Consider the following 23,554-nt stretch of genomic DNA (forward strand, 5'->3'; position numbering starts at 1 on the left):
CCCCGCCGGCGCCCATCAGGGTGGTCACCGGGATCGTGACACTCACCTGCGCAACGATCCCCGCCAACCGGCCGTCCGGGGTGTCATGCCCGACTGGCGCCCCCGTCAACAACACATCCAGCGCCAGGTCCGCACGCTTCTGCGAGAGCGTGCGGGTGTCCGGCGCAGGTTCGGCGGTGGTGGTTCGGGTGGCGGCGGGCCCGAACGCCTCCCCCGATCCCGCCGTGGCGGCAGGGGCGGGGTCGGGGTCGGTGAGAGCCTTCGCCATGGTGGTGAGTCGGTCGAACGCGCCGTGGATGAGCGCGGCGGGACCCAACACCCCGAACTCCGCCATCCCGTCCGCAGCATCCTTCACCCACGCCGACCGCTTCTCCCGCGCATCCCGATGCCGGTCCTCGAGCGGACGGGGCTGGTACTGCTCCGCCATCCGCGCCGCGACCCCGCGCACCCGGTTCGGGGACTCCCGCTCCGCCACCTCCACCACCCGCGCACTGTACGCGTCCCGTACGGTCGGGTCGTCCAGGTGGGCGCCGGCATCCACGATCACCCGGGCGTGCCCGGCCGTGATCCGCCCCGCGCCCTGCGCCTGCCACACCAGCGGGAACCGCTCCACCCGCTCCGACGCCTCCGCCATCCGGCGCTGCACCGTCCGGTCCGTGACCCGCAACGCCGCCCCCAGCTCAGCAGCGACCGCCCGCACCGACACGTCCGCCTCATCCGCATCCCCCGCCACCGACAACGCCCACCGCGACGCCAGAGCGAGCACCCCATCCCGGGCCGCCTGCAACGTGGACAGGGAGCGCTCCAGATCCTGCGCCAGGTCGACCAGCTGATCCAGCGTGGCCACCTGCTCCGCAGACACATCCAACAGCGCCCTCATCACCCCAGTATGAGACGGGCCACCGACATTCGAACCCCAGATCCCGGCCCGAAACAGGGCACCCAGGTCACGAAGAGATAACGATGACCGGCGGGCGCGACGGGCGCCACATACGGGGCGTTGGACGACCACCCGCATGAGGCAGAAGCGGCTTCCGCCCGCCTCGCCGGTCACGACGTTTCGTCTCGCTGCGATCGCTCAACGACCGGGGAACATGCACTCAAATGACCGGGGAGTGCGTGCACCGGAACTCAGCCGCCGCGCCTGCGCAGCTCCCTGCGGAAGTCCGCCTCTGAATACGGCTTGATGTTCTCGGGCAGATCCTTCGCTGTCAGCCCACGCACGAAACGCTCTGGCTCGACTTCGAGGGCAGTGGCCAGCTGGATCAGCACGAACAGCGTCGGATTGCCCTTGCCTCCCTCGATTCGAGCGAGATGCGACACATCCATGTCCGCCCGTTCGGCGAGCTTCGCCCGACTCACCGAACTCTTCGCCCTCAGTTCCCGAACAAGCCTTCCGACGTGCTCGGACGCTCGGGAGCGGGCGGATTCCATGCGACAAGCATCCCGGCGCCATGGGTCATATCCGCGCGCATATATGCATGGGCTTATATGCCATAGTGGTCAATGCACGCCTGACTGCGTCGCGCAGGCTTCGGAGGGGGGAATGTGTCGTGCCCGAGTCGCCAGCCGATGCGCTCCTGAATCCGATCCTGAACGGACCGTACGACCCTCCCGAGCAGCACTTCGCCCTCGGCCCGGATGGCCCCACCGGCGAGATCGTTCCGGGACGCAGACCGAGCGAGTCGTTCATCCCGATCCCCCAAGAGCGCAAGGGCCGCGGCCGTGCCGCGGAGACCCAGCTCGAGCTCAACCTCGACATGACCGGCGAGCGGCGCGAAGCGAACTCGACGATCAACGGTCTTCGCCGCGATGTGGAACTCTGGCGCGGTCGCGGCTACGACGGCGTCACACCGATCACGCGGAATCTGCTTCTCCACTGGGCCGATCCCGAGCGTGAGAATCGCACCTTGTTCTGCCAGCGCGAGGCGGCCGAGACTGCGATCTTTCTGACTGAGGTGTCCGGCAGGCGCGGATACACCGACTGGCGACCGACGCTCCGTGCCGCCAACGATGAGCACAACTCAGGCCTGCCCCGGATCGCGATGAAGATGGCGACGGGCACCGGCAAGACGGTCCTGATGGCGATGCTCATCGCCTGGCAGACCCTCAACAAGCTCCATGCGCCTCGCGACGTGCGATTCACGAGCAAGTTCCTGCTCGTCGCCCCCGGCATCACCATCCGCGACCGCCTGCGCGTCCTTCTTCCCAATGAGGACGACAACTACTACGACGAGCGCGAGCTGGTTCCGTCCGACCTCCGCGGACGGCTGAATGAGGCGCGGATCGTCATCGCGAATTACCACCAGTTCCTGCCGCGCCTTCGCAAGGAGTTCGACGGCGTCTCGAAGGCGACCCGCAATCTCCTCTCCCCCGGTGATCCCGACCGGTATCAGGAGTCGCCGCCTGAGATCGTCAGCCGGGTACTGCGCGATCTGGGCGCGGCGCCCGGCGAGATCGTCGTCCTCAACGATGAAGCACATCATTGCTATCAGAGTCGGCCGATGCAGACGGTGAAGCTGTCACGCGAGGACGACGAGCGGAACCGCGATGCCCGGGTATGGTTCCGTGGGCTGCAGGCGATCGCACAGACCAAGGGATTCGGCGTCAAGCAGATCTTGGATGTGTCGGCGACACCGTTCTATCTCGGTGGCTCCGGGTGGAACGAGGGGTACATCTTCCCCTGGACCGTCAGCGACTTCTCCCTGATGGATGCCATCGAGTCCGGGATCGTCAAAATCCCGCGACTCCCTGTCGACGATGATGCGGAAGGGGAGGACACGACCTACCGCAATCTGTGGACATACGTCGGCAAGTCACTTCCCAAGCGAGCCTCGTCGGCCACGATCACCAGCGACGGCTGGCTCCCGCCAGCGGAACTCGAAGCAGCCCTGCAGAGTCTCTACCGCAGCTATGAGAAGGAGTTCTCTCACTGGGAGACGCATCTCCGCGACCACGGTGAACCACCGCCGGTGATGATCGTGGTCTGCAACAACACGGTCGTCTCACGCCTGGTCGCCGAGTGGATCTCCGGGCACGAGGTTGAGATCGGCGGCGAAACCGTCCTCCGCCCGGGCAAGTTCTCGCTCTTCGACAACGTCGAGAACGGAGAGTGGCGCGGCCGTCCGCGCACGCTGCTCATCGACTCCGCCGCACTCGAATCCGGCGAGCCCCTGCCCAAGGACTTCCTCCAGGCCGCAGCCCCCGAGATCGAGAAGTTCAAGGAGGACTGGCGTCGCCGGCATCCCGGAGCCGACTCCGACTCGCTCACCGACCAGGACCTCCTCCGCGAAGTCATGAACACCGTTGGCAAGCGGAGGATGCTGGGCGAGCCGATCCGGTGCGTCGTCAGCGTCGGAATGCTCACCGAGGGCTGGGATGCCAATACCGTGACGCACATCCTCGGAGTGCGCGCCTTCAGCTCGCAGCTCCTCTGCGAGCAGGTGATCGGGCGTGGCCTGCGACGCCGCAGCTGGGCGCTGAACGAACAGGGCCGCTTCGAGCCGGAGTACGCGAACGTCTACGGCATCCCGTTCGCCTTCATCCCCGGCGAACGGAGCGCGACCGATCCGCTTCCGGCACCTCCCGCCATCGAGGTCGGCAGTGTTCCTGGGCGGGAGCACCTGCGGATCGAGTTCCCTCGTCTCGTCGGCTACCGCATTGAGATGCCGGACGAGGAACTCATCTACGACCCGTCGGGGGCCGACCCGTTCCGCGTAGGCCCCGACACCGTGCCGACGCGGACGGAGGTCGCCGGCGTCGTCGGGGAGACGGAGACCGACCAGTTCCAGGTCGGCGACCGCCGCCGCGCCCGGGTTGCGTTCACGCTCGCCGACCGGCTGATGCGGTCGAAGTACACGCAGGAAGGGGCGGAGCCGCGGCCGTGGCTCTTCCCTCGCCTTCTCGAGATCACCAAGACGTGGCTCGACGACCATGTCGAGTACGCCGACGGGTACGAGCCGTGGCACCTGCTGCGGTCGACGATCGGACTGCAGCGCGCAGCGGATGCCATCCACGGAGGCATTGCGTTCGTGAACTTCCGACCGGAGTCGCTGCAGCCGATCCTCGACCGCTCCGCCCCTGTCGGCGACACCAGCGGCATCCGGTTCGTCACGCGCAAGCGCGTCTACGAGACGACGAAGAGCGAGGTCAGCCACGTCACACTCGACGGCAAGGACGGCAACACCTGGGAGAACCTGCTCGCCTACGAGTGCGAGCTCAACCCGAACGTGATGTCGTACGTGAAGAACGACCGGCTCGGATTCGACGTCCCCTACACGTACGAAGGGCGCACCCACCGCTACGTGCCTGACTTCCTGCTCCGCCTCGTGCCGCACCCGGAGGACCCGGACCACCTGGAGCGGACGCTCATCGTCGAGGTCTCCGGTGGGCAGAAGCGCAGCCACTCCCCGGGGTCGACCCACTTGAAAGCGATGACCGCGAAGAACACCTGGTGTACGGCGGTCAACAACCACGGCGGTTTCGGCCGCTGGGGGTACATCGAGATCAGCACGATGTTCGACCTGAAGCAGACACTGCAGCAGGCCATCGATTCGCTGTACGACGACGACGCGATCATCGGCGACTACGAACGCCTCAGCTTCACGCCCGCACGGCGCGTGCGATTCACGGAGGATGCCCATGGCTCGTAAGCCCGCCCCGTCCGGACCGACCCCGGTCGACGCCATCATCCATGACAGCGCCTCACGCCCGAACATCCCCACGGCCGATGGCGCGGAGCGCTGGACGGATCCCGAAAGTCTGGCACGGGAACCGGTGGAGTACGCCCGGTTCGCCGGGTTCGCCGCCGAGCGCGCCGCGCGGAACGAATCGTTGGACCCTCAGCTGGTCTGGTACGGCAAGGATCAGCAGGACGAGGACGATCTCATCGTCGAGGCGCCACCGCTGTACATCCAGGAGAAGATCGACCCCCGTGTGCTCGTCGAGAACCTCCGCCGTTCGGTCGTTGAGCGAGCGGAGCGAGACGAAACGCCGGCTCCCGAGATGCTCGACATCTTCGGTGACTTCGACGGCGAGCTGGATGAGCTGCAGCAGATCGAGTACTACCAGCACGACGCGAAGTGGTCGAACCGGATGATCCTCGGCGACTCGCTGCAGGTGATGGGTTCGCTCGCCGAGCGTGAAGGCCTGCGCGGCAAGGTGCAGATGATCTACATCGATCCGCCGTACGGCATCAAGTTCAACTCCAACTGGCAGGTCTCGGCGCGCAAGCGCGACGTGAAAGACGGCAAGGATGCCGCACGTGAGGTGGAGCAGATCAAGGCCTTCCGCGACACGTGGAAAGACGGCATCCACACGTACCTCTCCTATCTGCGTGACCGGCTCGTCGCGGCACGGGATCTGCTGACCGAATCGGGATCGGTGTTCGTGCAGATCGGCGACGAGAACGTGCACCGGGTGCGGGCAGTAATGGATGAGGTATTCGGGGCCGAAAATTTCGTCAGCCAGATCAGCTTCACCACCACAAGCGGGTTTGCGCAGACGACAGCGCTCGGAAGGACGGGCGACTATCTCCTCTGGTACGCGCGGGAACTCGGCGTCTTGAAGACGCAGCGGCTGTTTCGTCGCACGACAGATCGCGAGGGATACACCCGGATAGAACTTCCTGACGGTTCCCGCCATTCGATGGCCATCGTGGCGGCGAAGACCGCGGGCGAAACGACCGAGCTTGGGCGACCGTTCACGACTGGGGACCTCCAATCTCAAGGAGCCGCCTCGGCGCCCCAACCGTTCGAGTATCAGGGACGCACGTTCCTGCCTGGTGCGGCCAGTCACTGGAAACCGAACTATCCGCATGGGATGGCTCGGCTCGCGCACGCGAACCGAATCGAGATCGTCGGCAATTCGTTGCGTTATGTCCGATATGCCGATGACTTTCCTGTCCAGACACACACGAACGCGTGGACAGATACGGGAACAGCGGGGTTTGCAGCCGACAAGTTGTACGTCGTGCAGACCAACGTGAAGGTCATTGAACGTTGCATGCTCATGACTACCGATCCCGGCGACCTCGTCCTCGACCCGACCTGCGGCTCCGGCACGACGGCGTACGTCGCGGAGCAGTGGGGCCGCCGCTGGATCACGATCGACACGTCGCGCGTCGCTCTCGCACTGGCACGCCAACGCTTGATGGGCGGTCGCTACCCGTACTACCTGCTGGCAGACTCCCCTGAGGGCCGCCAGAAGGAAGCCCAGGTCTCGGGCAGGCCGCTACCGCCGGCCGAGACGAAGGGCGACATCCGCCAGGGGTTCGTTTACGAGCGCGTGCAGCACATCACGCTGAAGTCGATCGCGAACAACCCCGACATCCGCGAGGGTATGACACGCGAACAGATCGACGCCGCCATCAAGAAGCACGCGGACTTCGAACTGCTCTACGACAAGCCGTATGAAGACAAGAAGCGCGTTCGCGTGACCGGACCGTTCACAGTCGAGAGCCTCTCGCCGTACCGCTCGGTCGACCAGAGCGACGAGAACGCCTCCCGCAGCGAGAAGGCCGGGGCGGCCGACGCCATGGGCGCCGACTACGTCCAGACGATCCTCGAGAACCTGCGCTCCTCCGGCATCCAGAACGGGCGCAAGAACGAGCGCATCGAGTTCGCCGCGCTCGCCGAACACGCAGGGACCCATGTGCAGGCGATCGCCGAGCGCCGTCGGGACGACGCGGGCGACGCGGCATCCGATGCCCCGTCGCACGTCGCGATCGCGGTCGGACCCGAGTACGGCACCGTCAGCGCCGCATTCGTCCGCAACGCAGCTCGGGAAGCGCTGAAGGACGCCGACGTCGACATGCTGTGCGTACTCGGATTCTCCTTCGACCCCAACGTCTCGGGCATCACTGAGGTCGACGGCGTCGAGCTGGAGAACAGCGACGATGGCTTCGCCAGCGTCGCGGGCGAGCGCAAGCTCGGCAAACTCAAGGTGCTGATCGTCCGTATGAACGCGGAGCTCCTTATGGGCGACGCACTGAAGAAGACCGGCGCGGGGAACCTGTTCACCGTGTTCGGCGAACCGGATGTCGAGATCCGTCAGACATCTGACGACCGCTACGAAGTCGAGCTTCACGGCGTGGACGTCTACGACGCCGTCAAGGGCGAGGTGCGAGCATCCGACACCTCGCAAGTCGCGCTGTGGATGATCGACACCGACTACAACGAGGAGTCGTTCTTCGTCCGCCATTGCTATTTCACCGGCGGCAACGACCCGATGAAGAAGCTCAAGGTCGCGCTCAAGGCCGACATCGACGCGGATGCCTGGGAGCAGCTCCACCGGACGGTCTCCATGCCATTCCCCCGCCCCTCGACCGGCAAGATCGCCATCAAGGTCATCAACGACTACGGCGACGAGGTGATGAAGGTCTACGACGTTGCTTGAACACGGCCTTCCGACGCCCATCCTCGGCTTCGAACTCACCGGCGACCCCCTCTTGGAAGGCGAGTTCCTACCACTCCGCCAGGGACTCACCGTGCTGTACGGCCTGAATGGTGCCGGCAAGACGAGGCTTATACGTGGCGTTCGCGCGGCTCTGCTCGGTGTCCGTGACGACATCGAGATCGGAATGATCGTGCGCGCCGAGCCCTCCAGCTCCACCGAGCAGTGATCGCACTCGCGCAAGCCATGCAATCAACGGCCTCCGGATACGGGATCGGGGAGCCCGGAGAAGCCAGCCATGAGCGCGAACTGACGCCCGCCGAGTCGTCCACGATCGTGGAGGATTTCATTCGGGACCTCGCAGGCGATGAGGACCCTGACCTCACGGAAGAGTTGCTGGAATCGCGGCTCTTCCTGCTGATGCCAACGGGTACCCCGGCACACCCGAGCTGGGACGCACTTGCAGTAGCCGACTTGTCACGCCCCGCCGCTCGGCGCGTAGAAGCCGAACTCGCGCAACAGTTGCGTGAGTTCAGGGAGAACGCCCCGGATGACAACGACGAGTGGTCTGATGCGTTCGACGAGTGGCAAGAACTGGTCGCACCGCGAGCCTTGTTTCCTCCTGATGGCATGTGGCCGGGAGCCCGACGCCGGGCGCGGCGCGTCATGCCGACCGGGTTCGCCCCATACGCCGTGTTCAGCGTTGTTGCCGAAGACCTTCGGGGCCACGAACTCACCGGTGCCATCGACTTCGGGGTCGACGTCGTGGATCTTGACCAGGATCCCCGAGCTGCGACCTTGCAATATGTCTCTCAGATCGCCGACGCTCTTGAGCGCGGCCTGTACACGGCCGACGTCGAACCGTTGGCTGCACTCGCCGAAGCATTTCGCACCGACGGGGGCCGCCGACGCAAACCCGGGGATCCGGCATCCGACGCGGTGAGCGAGTCCATCGAGTCATGGGTGTCGAGCTCGGCCACGGAGTTGAGCGATCTCGCGAACGACTACCTGGCGAAGATGCTGCCCGACGCGCCCGAGGTTCTGCTCGCAGTGAACCCTCCCGCCATACGCTTCGCGCGCCCGGGGGTGGAGTGGGCGTTCGGTCCTGCAAGATTGAGCTTGGAGGACCTGTCACGAGCGGAGCAGCAGTGGGCCACGCGTGCGATCAACCACGCGCTGTACTGGCATCGCCGAGAGCTCACTCAATCAACGACTGCCCTCCGCCCGATCATCACTATGATCGACGAACCGGAGGCCGCCCTGCATCGGGCGGCTGAATCCCAGATGGCCGGATCCCTGGTTTCGCTCGCGGAAGATCCTCGTCAGATCATCATCACTGCGACCCATTCCCCAGAGCTGCTCGACACCCCAGCCGCGCATGTCATCGAGGTTCAGCGTGGAGGCGGCATGCTTCCTGGCAGATCGCTCGTGCAGACCCTCGATCTGGCGGATCGCGACTCGCTGAATCGGCTCGGTCTCGCCCCGAGTGATCTGCTGAGGTGGCCCCGTTATCCTTCTCGTCGAAGGCGCTCACGACGCGGCCGTGTTGGACGCATTCGTCGGCACCCGACTCCGTGCGGCCCGCGTCATGGTTCTGGCTATGGCCGGAGGGCGCAAGCTGGCTTCCACGCTCGACAGCCAGGTCCTCTTCTCCCACACGAGAGCGCATCTCGTCGCGTTGTTGGACAACCAACGCGTCGAGGCGGTCCAGTCCACCTGGCAGCAAGCCCAGGAGGCTGCGGCTCAAGGAGAGCTCCAAGCCGCCATCGACATCGTCGTGGACGGCATCGGGAAGGAGACGCCCGAAGCCGACTATGTGCGGAGTTGGTTGACGCGTGCGCTCGAAAGGGGTCTGGACGGACGGATCCGACCGACAGGCCTCGAGCGTGCGGACATTGTCGAGTATCTGCCCGTTGAGAACTTCGTCGCGGGAGCCGCGAGCTGGACCGAACTGAGAGACCAACATCGCGAGGCTCGAGAAACGCCCAGATCGAACACGCCAAAGGACTTCAAGCACTGGTTGGAGCTGAGATACCGAGCGGATTTCACCCCCGACAACCTACGCGCCGCCGTTGCGGGAGCAGATATCCCGCCGGATATCGCGCGCCTGATGAATGAGTTGGAGGCACTGAGCGCCGCGCCCCGGCCGACCGAATAAGTCTTGGAGCAGCATTCGAGCACCCTCGGCCACCGCACCCTCGCGGGCAGCGCCGCGGAGGCGCGAGAAGCAGCGCAGCTACAGGCGTTACGGCGGCGAGCGCCTGGGCGCGCAGCGGGCCGAAGTCACGGATGTTTCCCTCTACGCGCCCGGCGAAACAAACCGCAAACCAACCCGAATCGCGGCCCTTGAAAGTTCGAGGTCATACGTCATCATCTCGTCGACGCCGAGACGGAGTGCGACCGCGAGGTGAATAGCATCCTGCGCCCTAAGCGGCGCATGCGACCCGGCCGCGAGCAGATCCCCTCGGGTGATGTCCACCACATCTACGAACGACAGCACGATCGACAGCTTCTGTGCGGGTACGACACCACGGCGTCCGGCAGCGCAATGCACTCCGTGTGGAGCAGCCAGGAGGACACGAGCGGCTCCTCACCTCGCCGTGCCAGGTGAGCCTTCAGCGCGCCCGATTCCTGTTCGCGGAAAAGTAGCTTCATCGCGGCGGACGTGTCCAGGTAGGTCGGCGGCATCAGTACTCGCGACTGGAAGCACGGCTGACCCGGCGGTATCCGCCAAACCATCCGCAGACCCGTTGTGCCGAGCATCCAACGGCTCGGCGCACCCCGGCGCTAGTGTGGATTCCGTGACGGACACCCCTGACCTCTCGACCACGGCCGCCAAGATCGCGGACCTTCGCGCGCGCTTCAACGAAGCCGTCGTCGAGCCCGAGAAGATCGCCAAGCAGAAGCAGCACGCCAAGGGCAAGATGACCGCCCGGGAGCGCATCGAGCTGCTCGTCGACAACGGCAGCTTCGTCGAGTTCGACGAGTACGTCCGTCACCGCACCACGGCGTTCGGCATGGACAAGAACCGCCCGTACGGCGACTCCGTGGTCACCGGCGTCGGCACGATCCACGGCCGCACCGTGGCTGTGTACTCGCAGGACTTCACCACCTTCGGCGGTTCGCTCGGCGAGGTGGCCGGCGACAAGATCATCAAGATCATGGAGTTCGCCCTCACCAACGGGATGCCGATCGTCGGCGTCCTCGACTCCGGCGGCGCGCGCATCCAGGAGGGCGTGCTCGCGCTGAGCAAGTACGGCGAGATCTTCCGGCTGAACACCCGCTCGTCGGGTGTGATCCCACAGATCTCGATCATCATGGGCCCGGCCGCCGGCGGCGCCGTCTACGGCCCCGCCCTCACCGACTTCGTGATCATGGTCGACAAGACCAGCCAGATGTTCGTCACCGGCCCCGACGTCATCAAGACCGTCACCGGCGAGGACGTCGGCATGGAGGAGCTGGGCGGCGCCTACACCCACAACACCCGCTCGGGGGTTGCGCACTACCTCGCCGAGGACGAGGACGACGCGATCGACTACGCCAGGACGCTGCTGAGCTTCCTCCCCGACAACAACATGGCCGAGCTGCCGACGTACGAGTCGGCCTTCGAGTTCGAGACGACGGATGCCGATCGCACCCTCAACGCCATCATCCCGGACTCCCCCAACCAGCCCTACGACATCCACACCGTCATCCAGCATGTCGTGGACGAGGGCGACTTCCTCGAGGTCCAGCCCCTGTTCGCCCCCAACATCGTCATCGGCTTCGGCCGCGTCGAGGGCCGCTCGGTCGGCATCATCGCCAACCAGCCGTCCCAGATGGCGGGGACCCTCAACATCGAGGCCGGCGAGAAGGCGAGCCGCTTCGTCCGATTCTGCGACGCCTTCTCCATCCCGATCGTCACGCTCGTCGATGTGCCCGGCTACCTCCCGGGCACCGACCAGGAGTGGACCGGCGTGATCCGCCGCGGCGCCAAGCTCATCTACGCCTACGCCGAGGCCACGGTGCCGCTGGTCACCGTCATCCTCCGCAAGGCGTACGGCGGTGCCTACATCGTGATGGGCTCCAAGCAGCTCGGCGCCGACGTGAACCTCGCCTGGCCCACTGCCGAGATCGCTGTCATGGGCGGCCAGGGTGCGGTGAACATCCTCTACCGCAACGAGATCAAGCGCGCGGAGGAGGCCGGTGAGGACGTCGCCGCCGTCCGCACCCGCCTCGCCAACGAGTACACGTACAGCGTGACCTCGCCCTTCCTGGCCGCCGAGCGCGGCGAGATCGACGGCGTGATCGAACCCGCCACGACGCGCGTCGCCGTCGCGAAGGCGCTGCGCGCCCTTCGCGGCAAGCGCGCAGAGCTGCCTCCGAAGAAGCACGGGAACATCCCGCTGTGAGCGAGCAGCAGGAGCCGCCGCGCATCGAGATCGTCCGCGGCAACCCCACTGAGGAGGAGCTGGCTGCCCTCATCGCGGTCGTCGGCGACGCGTACACGCGCGAGGCGGAGGACGCCGTGGCGGAAGAGCCGCGGGTGTCCGCGTGGCAGCGCACGCAGCGCGGTCTCCGCCGTCCGCTGCGCCGCGACATCCCCTGGGGACGCTTCTCGGGCTGACATGCACGCTGCCGGCGCGCCGTGCTGGTGTGCGACATCACCCGCGCCATTGTGGTCGGCGCACTGGTGGACGAGGACCAGCGCGCGCTGGCGGTGGGACGGATGCAGTCCCGCAACGCCATCGCCGGCCTGATCGGCCCGGCCTTGGGTGGCGGGCTGTACGGGCATCCTGCCCGCGCTCCCTTTCGCGTTCAACGCCGCCTCCTACGCCGAGTCCGCGGTGCTCGGGCTGATGCTGCGCTCCGTCGGCGGACTGCGCGCGCCTCGACTCGACACAGCAGGCCGGCGCGCTGGTCGGCACCGCCGCCACCGTCTGCATCCTGCCGCTGCATTCCGCGTACGCCATCGGCGCAATCCTCGATCACGCCGATGGCGGAACCGGGATGCTGTGCTGCGTCGCCGCGTTCGCCGTGCTCGCACTCGCCGCCTGGCTGCTGCCCGGCTTCCGCCCCGGCGCCGCATGATCGTCCCCATTCGAACGACTCGTCGCGCGAGCAGACCGGTTCTGTCCCCCGAATGGGCCGGTTCTGTCCTCCGAAGGAGCGGTTTTGTCCCCCGAAATACCTACAGACAGGCCCCTTGCCAGCCGGAAGACTGGTGTCAACGCTTCGCGTTAGGCGGCTGCTCTGCTCCAGGGTATGCAGACGCAGCACCGCCCCCCGCGGACAGTTTTCGGGTAGCTGTTCCGCACTGGCGAGGGGCGGGCGGCTTCGCCGCCCCTCGCCCATCTCCCCGGCTCCGCCGGATCCCGCCGAACGGCTCAGCTTCCCGGCATCCGCGGGATCTCGTGCCACAGGTCGACGCCGTCCTCGTCATGCGCACCGGCCGCCCGCCCCACCACGGTCACTGCCACCACGTCGTCTCGTCCCGCGCGGATGATGACCCGCTCCGAGCGCACCTCGGCCAGCACCGCCGCCAGCTCGTCCCGGATCTCGGCCCGCCGCGCCTCGTCCACCCCGTCGAGCCCGCCCTCGTCGAACACGGTCACGACGACGCCGCGACGCCGGGCGTCCTGAATGGCTTCGCGCACCGCGTCGTTCAGCAGGCTGGCGCCACGCAGCTCATCACGCAGCCGCCCCTCGGCGAGCCGCGCCTCCAGCCGCTCCTCCGGTGTCAGCCTGCCCTGCGTGGCGACCGTCCGGCCGAGCACGGGCCCGGCGACCTCCAACGCGAGCTGGGCTCGCAACCGCCGCTCCCGCTGGCGGACCAGCTGCGTGGCGTGCCACGCGGACACGGCCTGCTGGATGTCGGCGAGCCGTTCGGTGTCGCGCACCGCCCTCCCCCAGAAGAACACCAGCAGCTGCGCCAGCACCATCCAGGTGATCGAGCCGACCAGGCCGAACGTGAATGCCTCACCCACGCCCAGGTACGCGGACGCCGAGACGATCAGCAGCGCGAGGATCGCCCATCCGAACACGGGCCGACGGCGCACCACGCAGACGACGCCCAGCACACCGATCGCGCCGATGTACCAGGTCGCGAACGGCGCGGTCCGCACGGCCGGCTCCAGGGAGATGCTCACCAGCGGAGGGACGAAGAGCGCCGCGATCAGAGCCAGGATCGCCGCCCAGAACGGCATCCGCACATTCGCCGCCTGCTCCACGAGGACGACGGTGAGCACCGCACCCAGGTAGATCGCGATGGCCGCCACCATCAGCCACGGCGCGGTGGGTTGCACGGTCCACCACACCGCCCGCGCAGCGAAGTACACGGCGAACCCCAGCGCGAGCGCCGTGGCCATGCTGCGGACGGTGCGTCTCATGACGGCTGCCAGCCGAGGATCACGGTCGTTCCCGCCTCGCCGGAGCGGATGTCAGCCGTCCCGGCGATCGCGGCCATCCGGGCGACGATGGAGGCCCGGATGCCGAGCCGGTCGGCGCCGATCGCGTCGACGTCGAACCCGGGGCCGTTGTCGACCACGGTGACTCGCATGGCGTCCGGTCGATCCGATTCGACGACCACGTGCAGGCCACGCCCGCCCGCGTGGGTGAGCGCGTTCCCGATCGCCTGCCTCGCAGCCAGCACGAGCGCACGCGCCACTCGTTCCGGGATCGCCGCGGGCACCCCGCGCTCCTCGACCACGGCATCCGCCCCGAGCTCGGAGAGCGCTCGGCGCAGTTCGGCGACGATCTGCGGTCCGGCGATGGGCTCCTCGTTGCCCTCCTGCGACACCGACGCCTCGGTGTTCGCGAGCCGGGTGAGCGCCTCTCGCGCCATACCGGCGGCGAGCGCGCGCTCGCGTTCGCTCTCCGCCCGCTCGGCGGCGATCAGTGCCGCGAGGACGCTGTCGTGCATGAGCGCGGCGACCGACACGCGCTCCTCCTCGGCGGCCGTCGCCGCGGCGGCGTCCGCGTAGGCGGTGACGGCGCGTGAGCGCACCTCGTCGACGCCGCGGGCAACCTCGCGGAACATCCACGCGAGCGTGACGATCACCATGCCCAGGATCAGGGTGAACGACACGTCGAACGCCGTGGTGATCCAGTAGCTCTGCTCGAAGCCGCCCTGCACCAGCCGCACGTAGCCGTACACGAACGGCACCGCGGCCGCCCAGGCGAACTGCAGCGGCACCGGGAAGGCGATCATCGCTGCCGCCACGCCCACGTTGACCAGGAAGAAGATCCACGGCTGCGTCGCCGGCATGCGCACCGCCGGGTTGACGACGAACGGCCACAGCAGCAGCGCCAGCACGTAGGCGACGGCGAAGGTGCCCGCGGCCTGCCGCGCCCACCGTCCGCTCACGCAGGCGACGATCATGGCCAGCAGCGGCACGAACACCATGATCATCATCGCGATGCGGGGCGCGTCCGCCCGCGGCAGGCGCGTGAGCGCGGCGAGCAGCGCCTGCATGCCCAGCGCGGTGGAACCGATCGCGGTGACGATGCCGAGGATGCGCTCCATCCGCTGCCCGGTGAACCGCTCGAACTCGCCGCCGTTCACTCCCGGCGAGGGGATCCGGCTCCACGCCTCCCGGATCGACCGCGGCTCAACCGCCACTCGTCACCCCGTCGGGGGAGACGATGCCGTCCTCCATCGCACGGCGCAACAGATCCACCTTGGTCGGCGCCGGCCGCCCCACCTCGACGTACTTCACCCGGATGCGGGTGATGTTCTCCTTCGCAGTGGAGTAGGCGACCCCGAGCCGCTCGGCGACGACCTTCAGCGGCAGCCCGGTGGCGTACAGGCGCAGCACCTCCCGCTCGCGGGTGGACAGCTGGGCGTCGGCGAACTCGCGGTCGCCGTCGACCGCGCTCGCCCACTCCACGTTGTTCAGGGCCTCTCCCCTGGCGACGGTGCGGATCGCGTCGAGCACGTCGTCGAGGGACGAGGATTTGCTCACCACGCCGGCCGCCCCGGCCACGAGGGCCTCCCGCACGGCCGCCGGCCGGTCTGCGACGCTGTGGATCACCACGCTCGCGCCGTCCGCGACCAGGGTGGCCACGTTCTCGGTCACCGTGGTCCCGTCGCCGAGCGTGAGATCGAGCACGACGACGTCGACCGGCGCCGAGCGCGTCGACGCGCGCCACGCGAGATACTCCTTGACCGTGGCGCCCGAGAACACCACCGTCTGCTCCTTGTCACGCAGGCACGCCGCCTCGAGGCCGAGACGCACGGATTCGTGGTCGTCGATGAGGGCGACGGTGCTCATGAGCACAGCCTAGTGAGCCGCGCGCGGGTCATCGTGACGTTCCTCGTTCACGGCTGAGCAGCGCCACCGTCTCGAAGTGGTGCGTGTGGGGGAACAGGTCGAACGCGCGCAGCTGCGGGGCCTCCCAGCCGAGTTCCCGGAACGTTCCGAGGTCGCGCGCCAGCGCCACCGGGTCGCAGGCGACGTAGACGATCGCCTCGGGGTCCAGGCCGACCACGCCCTCGACCACATCGCGCCCCGCTCCGGCGCGCGGCGGGTCCAGCACGACCGCACCGGCCCTGGTTCCGTCCGGCAGTGCCTGCAGGAAGCGGTCCACGCGGGCGGTGACGGCCTGCACGTCGTAACGCGCGAGGTTCTGCGCGGCGTACTCGGTCGCCCGCCGGTCCGACTCCACGGTGACGATGTCGGTCGCCCCCTGCTCCGCCAGGGTCGAGGCGAACAGCCCCACCCCGCCGTAGAGGTCGAAGTGCGTGGCCTCCGGATCCACGCGCCCGGCGAGAGCGTCGCGCACCGCGGCATCCAGCGTCGTCGCGGCGAGCGGATGCACCTGCCAGAACCCGCCGGCGTCGAGGCGGAACTCCCGCTCGCCCACCCGCTCGAACACCGTCTCCGGTGCGGGCCGGCGGCGCCCGTCGGCGCGGGTGAGGGTGCGGACGCGGCCGTCGCCGGGCTCGACGAGCTCCACCCGCCCGGCGCGCCGGCCGGTCAGACGCAGCGCCGCGTCAGCGACGGCGGGCCGCGCGAGCGGGTGGGACGAGACCTCGACCACCCGATGACTGCGCGGGGCGAACGGTCCGACCCGCCCGTCGTCGTCCACGTGCAGCGTGACGCGGGTGCGCCACCCGGTGCCGTCGCTGTCGTCGACGCCCTCCACCTCGGGTGCCTGGATGCCGGCGCCGGCGAACTTGTCCAGGGCCTCTTGCAGCACCCGGCGCTTGAGCGCCCGCTGGTGGTCGAGTCGGATGTGACCGAGGTCCGCACCGCCGGCGCGCTCGGAAGGATCGCGGGTGACCTCAGCCTCCGGCCACACGTGGGCCTGCCGGTGCGGAGACGCCTCCAGCACCTCCACCGTGTCGGCGCGCCAGAAACGGCGGGTGTCGCCGCCCTCGGTGACGCGCGCCCTGACCCGTTCGCCGGGGATCGCGTCGGAGACGAACACCACCCGGCCCTCGTGCCGTGCGATGACCGTGCCGCCGTGGGCGATGCCCGTGATGTCCAGATCGAGGAGGTCGTCGCCGGAGGAACTCATGTTCACAGGATTCCACATCGCTCACCGCCCGGCCGCGGCGGCTAGCGTGGTCACCATGCGCGTGTGCCTGGCATCCACCTCCCCCGCCCGCCTGATGCTGCTGCGACAGGCGGGGATCGAACCGCTCATCATGGCGCCGGCCGTCGACGAGGACGCCGCCGCCGCCACCGCTGCAGAGGAGCGGGGCGGGGCGCTCGCCCCCGAGGACCTGGTGCTGCTGCTCGCGCGGGCGAAGGCGGAGGACGTGGCCACGCGTCTCGCCGCCGAGGACCCCGCGTTCGACGGCCTCGTCATCGGCGGAGACTCGATGTTCGCCCTCGCCGGTCAGATCTACGGCAAGCCGTACACCGCCGAAGAGGCGACCCGGCGCTGGCGGGAGATGCGCGGCGCCACCGGCGTGCTGCATTCCGGGCACTCGGTGTACCGGCTCTCCCCCGGCGCCGAGCCGCGCGAGGCGACCGAGGTGGCGGCGGCGTCGGTGACCTTCGCCGACGACGTGACGGATGCCGAGATCGCCGCGTACGTCGCCTCCGGCGAACCGCTGCACGTCGCGGGCGCGTTCACCGTCGACAGCCTGGGCGGCCCGTTCATCACCCGCGTCGAGGGCGACCCGTCCACGGTCGTCGGGATGTCGCTGTCGACTCTGCGGCGCCTCGCCGGCGAACTGGGGGTGGCGTGGACCGACCTGTGGGCACTTCGACAGGCTCAGTGACCCAACGCCGGGCCCAGTGACCCATCGACGACGGATCCGGCGAATTCTTGTGGAGGGTCGTCAAAGCGATCGCGCGTGCACTCGCTAGGCTGACTCACATGCCTGATATCGCCAAGGTGCTCATCGCGAACCGCGGCGAGATCGCCGTACGCATCATCCGCGCCGCCCGGGACTCCGGGATCGGCTCCGTCGCCGTGTACGCCGACCAGGACCGCGACGCCATGCATGCGCGACTCGCTGACGAGGCGTACGCCCTCGAGGGCGCGACCAGCGCCGAGACCTACCTGCAGATCGACAAGATCCTCTCCGTCGCGCGCCGCTCCGGCGCGGACGCGGTGCACCCGGGATACGGGTTCCTCGCCGAGAACGCGGAGTTCGCGCGCGCCGTGATCGGCGCCGGGATGACGTGGATCGGCCCGTCGCCCGAGGCCATCGAGGCCCTCGGCGACAAGGTGACCGCCCGCCACGTCGCGGAGAAGGTCGGCGCCCCGCTCGCTCCCGGCACGCCGGGCCCCGTCGACTCCGCCGAGGAGGTCGTCGCGTTCGCCAAGGAGTACGGCCTGCCCATCGCCATCAAGGCCGCCTACGGCGGCGGCGGCCGCGGCCTGAAGGTCGCCCGCGAGCTGGACGAGGTCGCCGAACTGTTCGAGTCCGCGACCCGCGAGGCCGTCGCGGCGTTCGGTCGCGGCGAGTGCTTCGTGGAGAAGTACCTCGACAAGCCCCGACACGTCGAGACCCAGTGCCTGGCCGACGCGGCCGGCAACGTCGTCGTGATCTCCACCCGCGACTGCTCACTGCAGCGCCGCCACCAGAAGCTGGTCGAAGAGGCGCCCGCCCCGTTCCTCACCGAGGAGCAGAATCGCGCCCTGTACGAGTCGTCGAAGGCCATCCTCAAGGAGGTCGGCTACGTCGGAGCCGGCACCTGCGAGTTCCTCATCGGCGCCGACGGCACCGTGTCGTTCCTCGAGGTCAACACCCGCCTGCAGGTGGAGCACCCGGTTTCAGAGGAGGTCACCGGCATCGACCTGGTGCGCGAGCAGTTCCGCATCGCCGCCGGCGGCACCATCGACTACGACGACCCCGAGCCGCAGGGCCACTCGATCGAGTTCCGCATCAATGGCGAGGATCCCGGCCGTGGCTTCCTGCCGCAGCCCGGACCCATCCACGTCTTCAAGACCTTCGGCGGTCCCGGCATCCGTCTCGACTCCGGCGTCACCGCAGGTGACTCGGTCTCGGGCGCGTTCGACTCACTGCTGGCGAAGATCATCGTCACCGGCAAGGACCGCGCCGAGGCACTCGAGCGCTCGCGTCGCGCCCTCGACGAGTTCGAGGTCGCCGGTATGCCGACCGTGCTGCCGTTCCACCGCAAGGTCGTCCGCGACCCGGCGTTCACCGCCGAGAACGGCGAGTTCGGCGTGTACACCCGCTGGATCGAGACCGAGTTCGTCAACGACATCCCGCCGTGGGACGGCGAGCTGGAGGCCCCGTCCTCGGGCCCCGGCCGGCACACGGTCGTCGTCGAGGTCGGCGGCAAGCGGCTCGAGGTGAGCCTCCCCGACCGCGTGGCCGGACCCGTCGCGAACACCGCCGGCCGCCCGGCCGCCGTGCCGCCGTCGCGGCGCAGCCACGCGGCGACCGCGAACGCGGGCGCTTCAGGCGACGCCGTCAAATCGCCGATGCAGGCCACCGTCGTCAAGGTCGCCGTCGAGGAGGGCCAGCAGGTCGTCAAGGGCGACCTCGTGGTGGTGCTCGAGGCGATGAAGATGGAGCAGCCGCTGCAGGCGCACAAGGACGGCGTCATCGGCGCGATCAACGCCGAACCCGGGGCCACAGTGTCCGCCGGGCACCAGCTGCTCACGATCTCCTGACCGAACGCGAGAGGGGGTGCGCACCGGATCGGTGCGCACCCCCTCTCGCGTGTTCAGCGGGTCACGAGATCGCGACCTGGTGCATCGCGCGACTGGCATCCGTGATGCTCGTGGACAGCGACGGGTACGCGGCGAACACCCGCGACACCTGATCCACCGTGAGCCGGCGCTCGACCGCGACGGCGATCGGATAGATGAGCTCGGAGGCCTTCGGCGCGACGATCACACCGCCGATCACCGTGCCCGACCCCTTGCGGGCGATGATCTTCACGAACCCGTCCTTGATGCCCATCATCTTCGCGCGCGGGTTCGCGGCGAGCGGCAGCTTGTAGACGATGCCGTCGGCGACGCCGTTCTCGACGTCCTGCTCGGAGTACCCGACCGTCGCGATCTCCGGGGCGGTGAAGATGTTCGCGGTGATCTTGCGCTGCTCAAGCGGGATGACGATGTCGCCGAGCGCGTGGAACACCGCCGTGCGGCCCTGCATCGAGGCGACGGATGCCAGCGGGAAGAAGTTCGTGCAGTCCCCGACGGCGTAGATGTTGGGCACCGAGGTACGCGCCACGCGGTTGACGCGCACATGGCCGGATTCGGTGAGCTCGACACCGGCATCCTCGAGGCCGATGCTCGCGGTGTTGGGGATCGAGCCGACCGCCATGAGGCAGTGACTGCCCTCGACGGAGCGACCGTCGGCGAGGGTGACCCTCACGCCGTCCTCGGTGCGCTCCACCTTCTCGGCCCGCGCCTTCGACAGCACCTGCATGCCGCCGCGCGTGAAGACCCGCTCCAGCACCTTCGCGGCGTCCTTGTCCTCACCGGGCAGCACCTGCTCGCGGCTGGAGACCAGGGTGACCTTCGCCCCCAGGTTCATATAGGCGGAGGCGAACTCGGCGCCGGTGACGCCGGAACCCACGACGACCAGATGCTCCGGGAGCGCTTTCATGTCGTACAGCTGGGTCCAGGTGAGGATGCGCTCGCCGTCGGGCTTGGCGGAGGCCAGTTCGCGCGGCGACGCGCCCACGGCGACGACCAGGGTGTCGGCCTCGATACGGTCGAAGTCGGTGCCACCGGGGCCTGTGGAGACGATGATGGCGTTCGCGCCCTCCAGGCGGCCGTGACCGGACAGGATGCGCACGCCGGCGTCGAGCAGCGCCGAACGCATGTCCTCGGACTGCTGACCCGCCAGCGCGACCAGCCGCTTGTTGACGGCGGCGAGATTGATGGCGATCTCGGGCTTGAGCGGCTTGCCGTTCGCGCCCTTCGCGAAGAACTGCACGCCGAGGTCGCTCGCCTCGGCGATCGCGACGGCGGCGTCGGCCGTGGCGATCAGGCTCTTCGACGGCACGACGTCGGTCAGCACCGCCGACCCGCCGACCCCGACGCGCTCGACGAGCGTCACCTCCGCCCCGAGCTGCGCCGCGGCGAGCGCCGCTTCGTATCCGCCGGGACCGCCGCCGAGGACGGCGACGCTCTGCCTGTTCGCGAAGGGAGTCTGAGACATGGATTCCATTCTTCCGCAATCATGGCTCCCCGGCCCGCACGTTCATAGAGTGGAATCATGCCTGAGACATCCACCATCCCGCTGGACGACCCGAGCGCGAGCCCGTTCGAGGTGGCGGCCGAGGCCGCGGCGGACATCGCCCGGCTCACCGGAGTCGACCATCACGACATCGCCCTCACCCTGGGCTCCGGCTGGGGCAAGGCCGCCGAGCTGATCGGCGAGACCGTCGCGACCATCCCCGCCACCGAGGTCACTGGCTTCTCCAAGCCGGCTCTGGAGGGTCACGTCGGGACGCTGCGCAGCATCCGCACCCCTGGTGGGAAGAACGTGCTGGTCATCGGGGCGCGCACGCACTACTACGAGGGCCACGGCGTCCGGCGCGTGGTGCACAGCGTCCGCACCGCAGCGGCGACCGGAGCCTCCATCATGGTGCTCACCAACGGCGCCGGCGGCATCCGCGAGACGTGGAAGCCCGGCCAGCCGGTGCTGATCAGCGACCACATCAACCTCACCGCCGACTCCCCGCTCGAGGGCGCGACGTTCATCGACCTCACCGACCTGTACTCGAAGCGGCTGCGCGACATCGCCCGCACGGTCGATCCCTCCCTCGACGAGGGCGTGTACACCCAGTTCCGCGGCCCGCACTACGAGACCCCTGCCGAGGTGCAGATGGCGAAGGCGATCGGCGGGCACATCGTGGGCATGTCTACGGCGCTCGAGGCGATCGCCGCCCGAGAGGCGGGCATGGAGGTCCTGGGCTTCTCGCTCATCACGAACCTCGCCGCCGGCATCCAGCAGACCCCGCTCAGCCACGCCGAGGTCATCGAGGCCGGACGCGAGGCCGAGCCGGTGATCTCCGCCCTGCTGGCCCGCGTGATCGGGGCGCTGTGAGCGACCGGCTCGCGCAGGCGCGCGCGTGGCTGCGTCAGGATCCGGACCCGGAGACCCGCGATGAGCTGGCGGGGATCATCACCCGCGCCGCCGCCGGCGACGAGGCGGCCGTCACCGACCTGGACGACCGGTTCCGCACGCGTCTCGCGTTCGGAACCGCGGGGCTGCGGGGCGCGCTGGGCGCCGGCAGCAACCGCATGAACCGGGTGCTGATCGCGCAGGCCGCCGCCGGATTCGCCGGGTATCTGCTGCAGCGTGCACAGGGCGGCGTGCCCACCGTGGTGATCGGGTACGACGGCCGGCGGAACTCGCGACGTTTCGCCCTCGACTCCGCCGAGCTGTACGCCGGCGCAGGGCTGCGCGCGATCCTGCTGCCGCGGATGCTGCCGACGCCGGTGCTCGCGTTCGCCGTGCGGCACCTCGGCGCGGATGCCGGGGTGATGGTCACCGCCAGCCACAACCCCCCGAACGACAACGGCTACAAGGTGTACCTGGGCGGTGCGGACGCCGGGTCGCAGATCGTCTCGCCGGCGGATGCCGAGATCGCGGCGCACATCGAGCGGGTGGCGGACGCCGGCGACATCGGCGTGCTGCCGCGCTCGGACGCGTACGAGATCGCCGGGGAGGACGTCGTCGACGCGTACATCGCCGCCACCGCCGCGGTCGCCCCGGCGCCGCTCGGCGTGCAGGAGATGCGCTGGGTGTACACGGCCATGCACGGCGTCGGCTGGGAGACGTTCTCGCGGGTGGTGCGCAGCGCCGGCTACCCGGCCCCGCGCGTCGTGGAGGAGCAGCGCGACCCGGACCCGACGTTCCGCACCGTGGCGTTCCCGAACCCCGAAGAGCCGGGGGCCATGGATCTGTCGTTCGCCCGCGCGCGTGCCGCCGACGCCGAGTTCGTGCTGGCGAACGATCCGGACGCCGACCGGCTCGCGGTCGCCGTGCCCGACTCCGGGGCGGACGGCGGGTGGCGGCGTCTCACCGGGAACGACGTCGGGCTGCTGCTGGGCTGGCGCGCCGCCCGCGCCGCCCAGGGCACGCCGGGCGCGTCACTCGCCTGCTCGCTGGTGTCCTCCCCCGGGCTCGCGGCGATCGCCGAACGGTACGGTCTCGACTTCCACGAGACGCTCACCGGGTTCAAGTGGATCTCCCGCGCACCGGGCATGGTGTTCGGATACGAGGAGGCCCTCGGCTACCTGGTGAACCCGGACGTCATCCGCGACAAGGACGGCATCTCCGCCGCTGTGGCGATGCTGGGTCTGGCGGCGGACGCTCGCCTGCGTGGCACGACGATCGCGGGTCTGCTCGACGAGCTCGCCGCCGAGATCGGGCACTTCGCCAGCGGGCAGGTCGCAGTGCGCGTCGAGGACCTCGCCGTCATCTCCGGCATCATGTCGTCGCTGCGCGCGCAGCCACCGGCCGCGTTCGGACAGCGCTCGGTGGCATCCGCGGAGGATCTCGCCGCCGCGACTGACGGCGTCCCCGCCTGCGACGTGCTGCGGTACGGGCTGTCGGACGGTTCCCGGGTGATCGTGCGGCCGAGCGGCACGGAGCCGAAGCTGAAGATCTACGTGGACGCTCGGGGCGCGTCGGCCGAGGAAGCACGCGCCGCCGTCGCCGCGATCGAGTCCGCCGTGCGCGACCTCCTCGCCGAGCGCTCCTGACCCGAGGCTCCCGCGCCCTGGCCCG

18 protein-coding genes are annotated in these 23,554 nt (G+C 68.9%); 10 read left to right on the forward strand and 8 right to left on the reverse strand.

All coding sequences use genetic code 11. The features are described 5' to 3' along the window. Positions 1-880, reverse strand: an 880-nt coding sequence (locus RIF65_RS11390; protein ID WP_309065804.1) for a DUF222 domain-containing protein, incomplete at its 3' end; no start/stop codon positions are given. A gap of 251 nt (positions 881-1,131) precedes the next feature. Further along, on the reverse strand, positions 1,132-1,434 hold the full coding sequence (locus RIF65_RS11395) for a helix-turn-helix domain-containing protein (protein WP_309065803.1): 303 nt from the start codon (positions 1,432-1,434) through the stop codon (positions 1,132-1,134). 119 nt (positions 1,435-1,553) lie between these two features. Between RIF65_RS11395 and RIF65_RS11400 the strand changes: the two genes are divergently transcribed. From RIF65_RS11400 to RIF65_RS11415, 4 genes are all read left to right on the forward strand, one after another. Then, the gene (locus RIF65_RS11400; RefSeq protein ID WP_309065802.1) at positions 1,554-4,652 is read left to right on the forward strand and encodes a BPTD_3080 family restriction endonuclease; all 3,099 of its coding nucleotides are present in this window, start codon (positions 1,554-1,556) and stop codon (positions 4,650-4,652) included. A 352-nt stretch (positions 4,653-5,004) separates the two neighbouring features. Next, positions 5,005-7,395 (forward strand): site-specific DNA-methyltransferase, encoded by a 2,391-nt coding sequence (locus tag RIF65_RS11405; RefSeq protein WP_309065801.1) that lies wholly within the window; start codon positions 5,005-5,007, stop codon positions 7,393-7,395. Next, the gene (locus tag RIF65_RS11410) at positions 7,388-7,621 is read left to right on the forward strand and encodes an ATP-binding protein (protein ID WP_309065800.1); all 234 of its coding nucleotides are present in this window, start codon (positions 7,388-7,390) and stop codon (positions 7,619-7,621) included. The genes RIF65_RS11405 and RIF65_RS11410 overlap by 8 nt, the downstream gene beginning before the upstream one ends. A gap of 1,317 nt (positions 7,622-8,938) precedes the next feature. Further along, positions 8,939-9,550, forward strand: coding sequence for a hypothetical protein (locus RIF65_RS11415; protein WP_309065799.1), 612 nt, complete (start codon positions 8,939-8,941; stop codon positions 9,548-9,550). Positions 9,551-9,691: 141 nt separating this feature from the next. Here the strand turns inward: RIF65_RS11415 and RIF65_RS15140 are convergent, their stop codons facing one another. Continuing rightward, positions 9,692-9,946: a PIN domain-containing protein gene (locus RIF65_RS15140; RefSeq protein WP_375142176.1), complete on the reverse strand. Its 255-nt coding sequence runs from the start codon at positions 9,944-9,946 to the stop codon at positions 9,692-9,694. 238 nt (positions 9,947-10,184) lie between these two features. Here RIF65_RS15140 and RIF65_RS11420 point away from each other — a divergent pair, with 238 nt between their 5' ends. Together RIF65_RS11420 and RIF65_RS11425 are read left to right on the forward strand one after the other, a co-directional pair. After that, entirely contained in the window at positions 10,185-11,783 is a 1,599-nt protein-coding gene (locus RIF65_RS11420; RefSeq protein WP_375142178.1) for an acyl-CoA carboxylase subunit beta, read from the forward strand. After that, positions 11,780-11,998, forward strand: coding sequence for an acyl-CoA carboxylase subunit epsilon (locus RIF65_RS11425; protein ID WP_309065797.1), 219 nt, complete (start codon positions 11,780-11,782; stop codon positions 11,996-11,998). The genes RIF65_RS11420 and RIF65_RS11425 overlap by 4 nt, the downstream gene beginning before the upstream one ends. Positions 11,999-12,758: 760 nt before the next feature. Here the strand turns inward: RIF65_RS11425 and RIF65_RS11430 are convergent. The 4 genes from RIF65_RS11430 to RIF65_RS11445 are packed head-to-tail and all read right to left on the reverse strand — an operon-like array spanning position 12,759 to position 16,893. Next, positions 12,759-13,760 (reverse strand): hypothetical protein, encoded by a 1,002-nt coding sequence (locus RIF65_RS11430; protein ID WP_309065796.1) that lies wholly within the window; start codon positions 13,758-13,760, stop codon positions 12,759-12,761. Next, positions 13,757-14,992 (reverse strand): sensor histidine kinase, encoded by a 1,236-nt coding sequence (locus RIF65_RS11435; protein WP_309065795.1) that lies wholly within the window; start codon positions 14,990-14,992, stop codon positions 13,757-13,759. Before RIF65_RS11435 ends, RIF65_RS11430 begins: the two co-directional genes overlap by 4 nt. Continuing rightward, on the reverse strand, positions 14,982-15,644 hold the full coding sequence (locus tag RIF65_RS11440) for a response regulator transcription factor (protein ID WP_309065794.1): 663 nt from the start codon (positions 15,642-15,644) through the stop codon (positions 14,982-14,984). The genes RIF65_RS11435 and RIF65_RS11440 overlap by 11 nt, the downstream gene beginning before the upstream one ends. Before the next feature lie 28 nt (positions 15,645-15,672). After that, a complete protein-coding gene (locus tag RIF65_RS11445; protein ID WP_309065793.1) occupies positions 15,673-16,893 on the reverse strand; it encodes a class I SAM-dependent RNA methyltransferase in 1,221 nt (406 codons plus the stop codon). Between the two features lie 55 nt (positions 16,894-16,948). Between RIF65_RS11445 and RIF65_RS11450 the strand changes: the two genes are divergently transcribed. Then, positions 16,949-17,605, forward strand: a complete 657-nt coding sequence (locus RIF65_RS11450; RefSeq protein WP_309065809.1) for a Maf family protein — start codon at positions 16,949-16,951, stop codon at positions 17,603-17,605. Positions 17,606-17,703: 98 nt separating this feature from the next. Beyond that, complete coding sequence (locus RIF65_RS11455) at positions 17,704-19,473, forward strand: acetyl/propionyl/methylcrotonyl-CoA carboxylase subunit alpha (protein ID WP_309065792.1); 1,770 nt, start codon at positions 17,704-17,706, stop codon at positions 19,471-19,473. Positions 19,474-19,534: 61 nt separating this feature from the next. Here RIF65_RS11455 and RIF65_RS11460 read toward each other — a convergent pair whose 3' ends face one another. Then, a complete protein-coding gene (locus RIF65_RS11460) occupies positions 19,535-20,983 on the reverse strand; it encodes an NAD(P)H-quinone dehydrogenase (protein ID WP_309065791.1) in 1,449 nt (482 codons plus the stop codon). Between the two features lie 48 nt (positions 20,984-21,031). Between RIF65_RS11460 and RIF65_RS11465 the strand changes: the two genes are divergently transcribed. Next, positions 21,032-21,865 (forward strand): purine-nucleoside phosphorylase, encoded by an 834-nt coding sequence (locus tag RIF65_RS11465; protein WP_309065790.1) that lies wholly within the window; start codon positions 21,032-21,034, stop codon positions 21,863-21,865. Further along, positions 21,862-23,529: a phospho-sugar mutase gene (locus RIF65_RS11470; protein WP_309065789.1), complete on the forward strand. Its 1,668-nt coding sequence runs from the start codon at positions 21,862-21,864 to the stop codon at positions 23,527-23,529. The genes RIF65_RS11465 and RIF65_RS11470 overlap by 4 nt, the downstream gene beginning before the upstream one ends. Positions 23,530-23,554: the final 25 nt, after the last annotated feature.

Source organism: Microbacterium sp. (genome assembly GCF_031180975.1).
Taxonomy (GTDB): Bacteria; Actinomycetota; Actinomycetes; order Actinomycetales; family Microbacteriaceae; genus Microbacterium.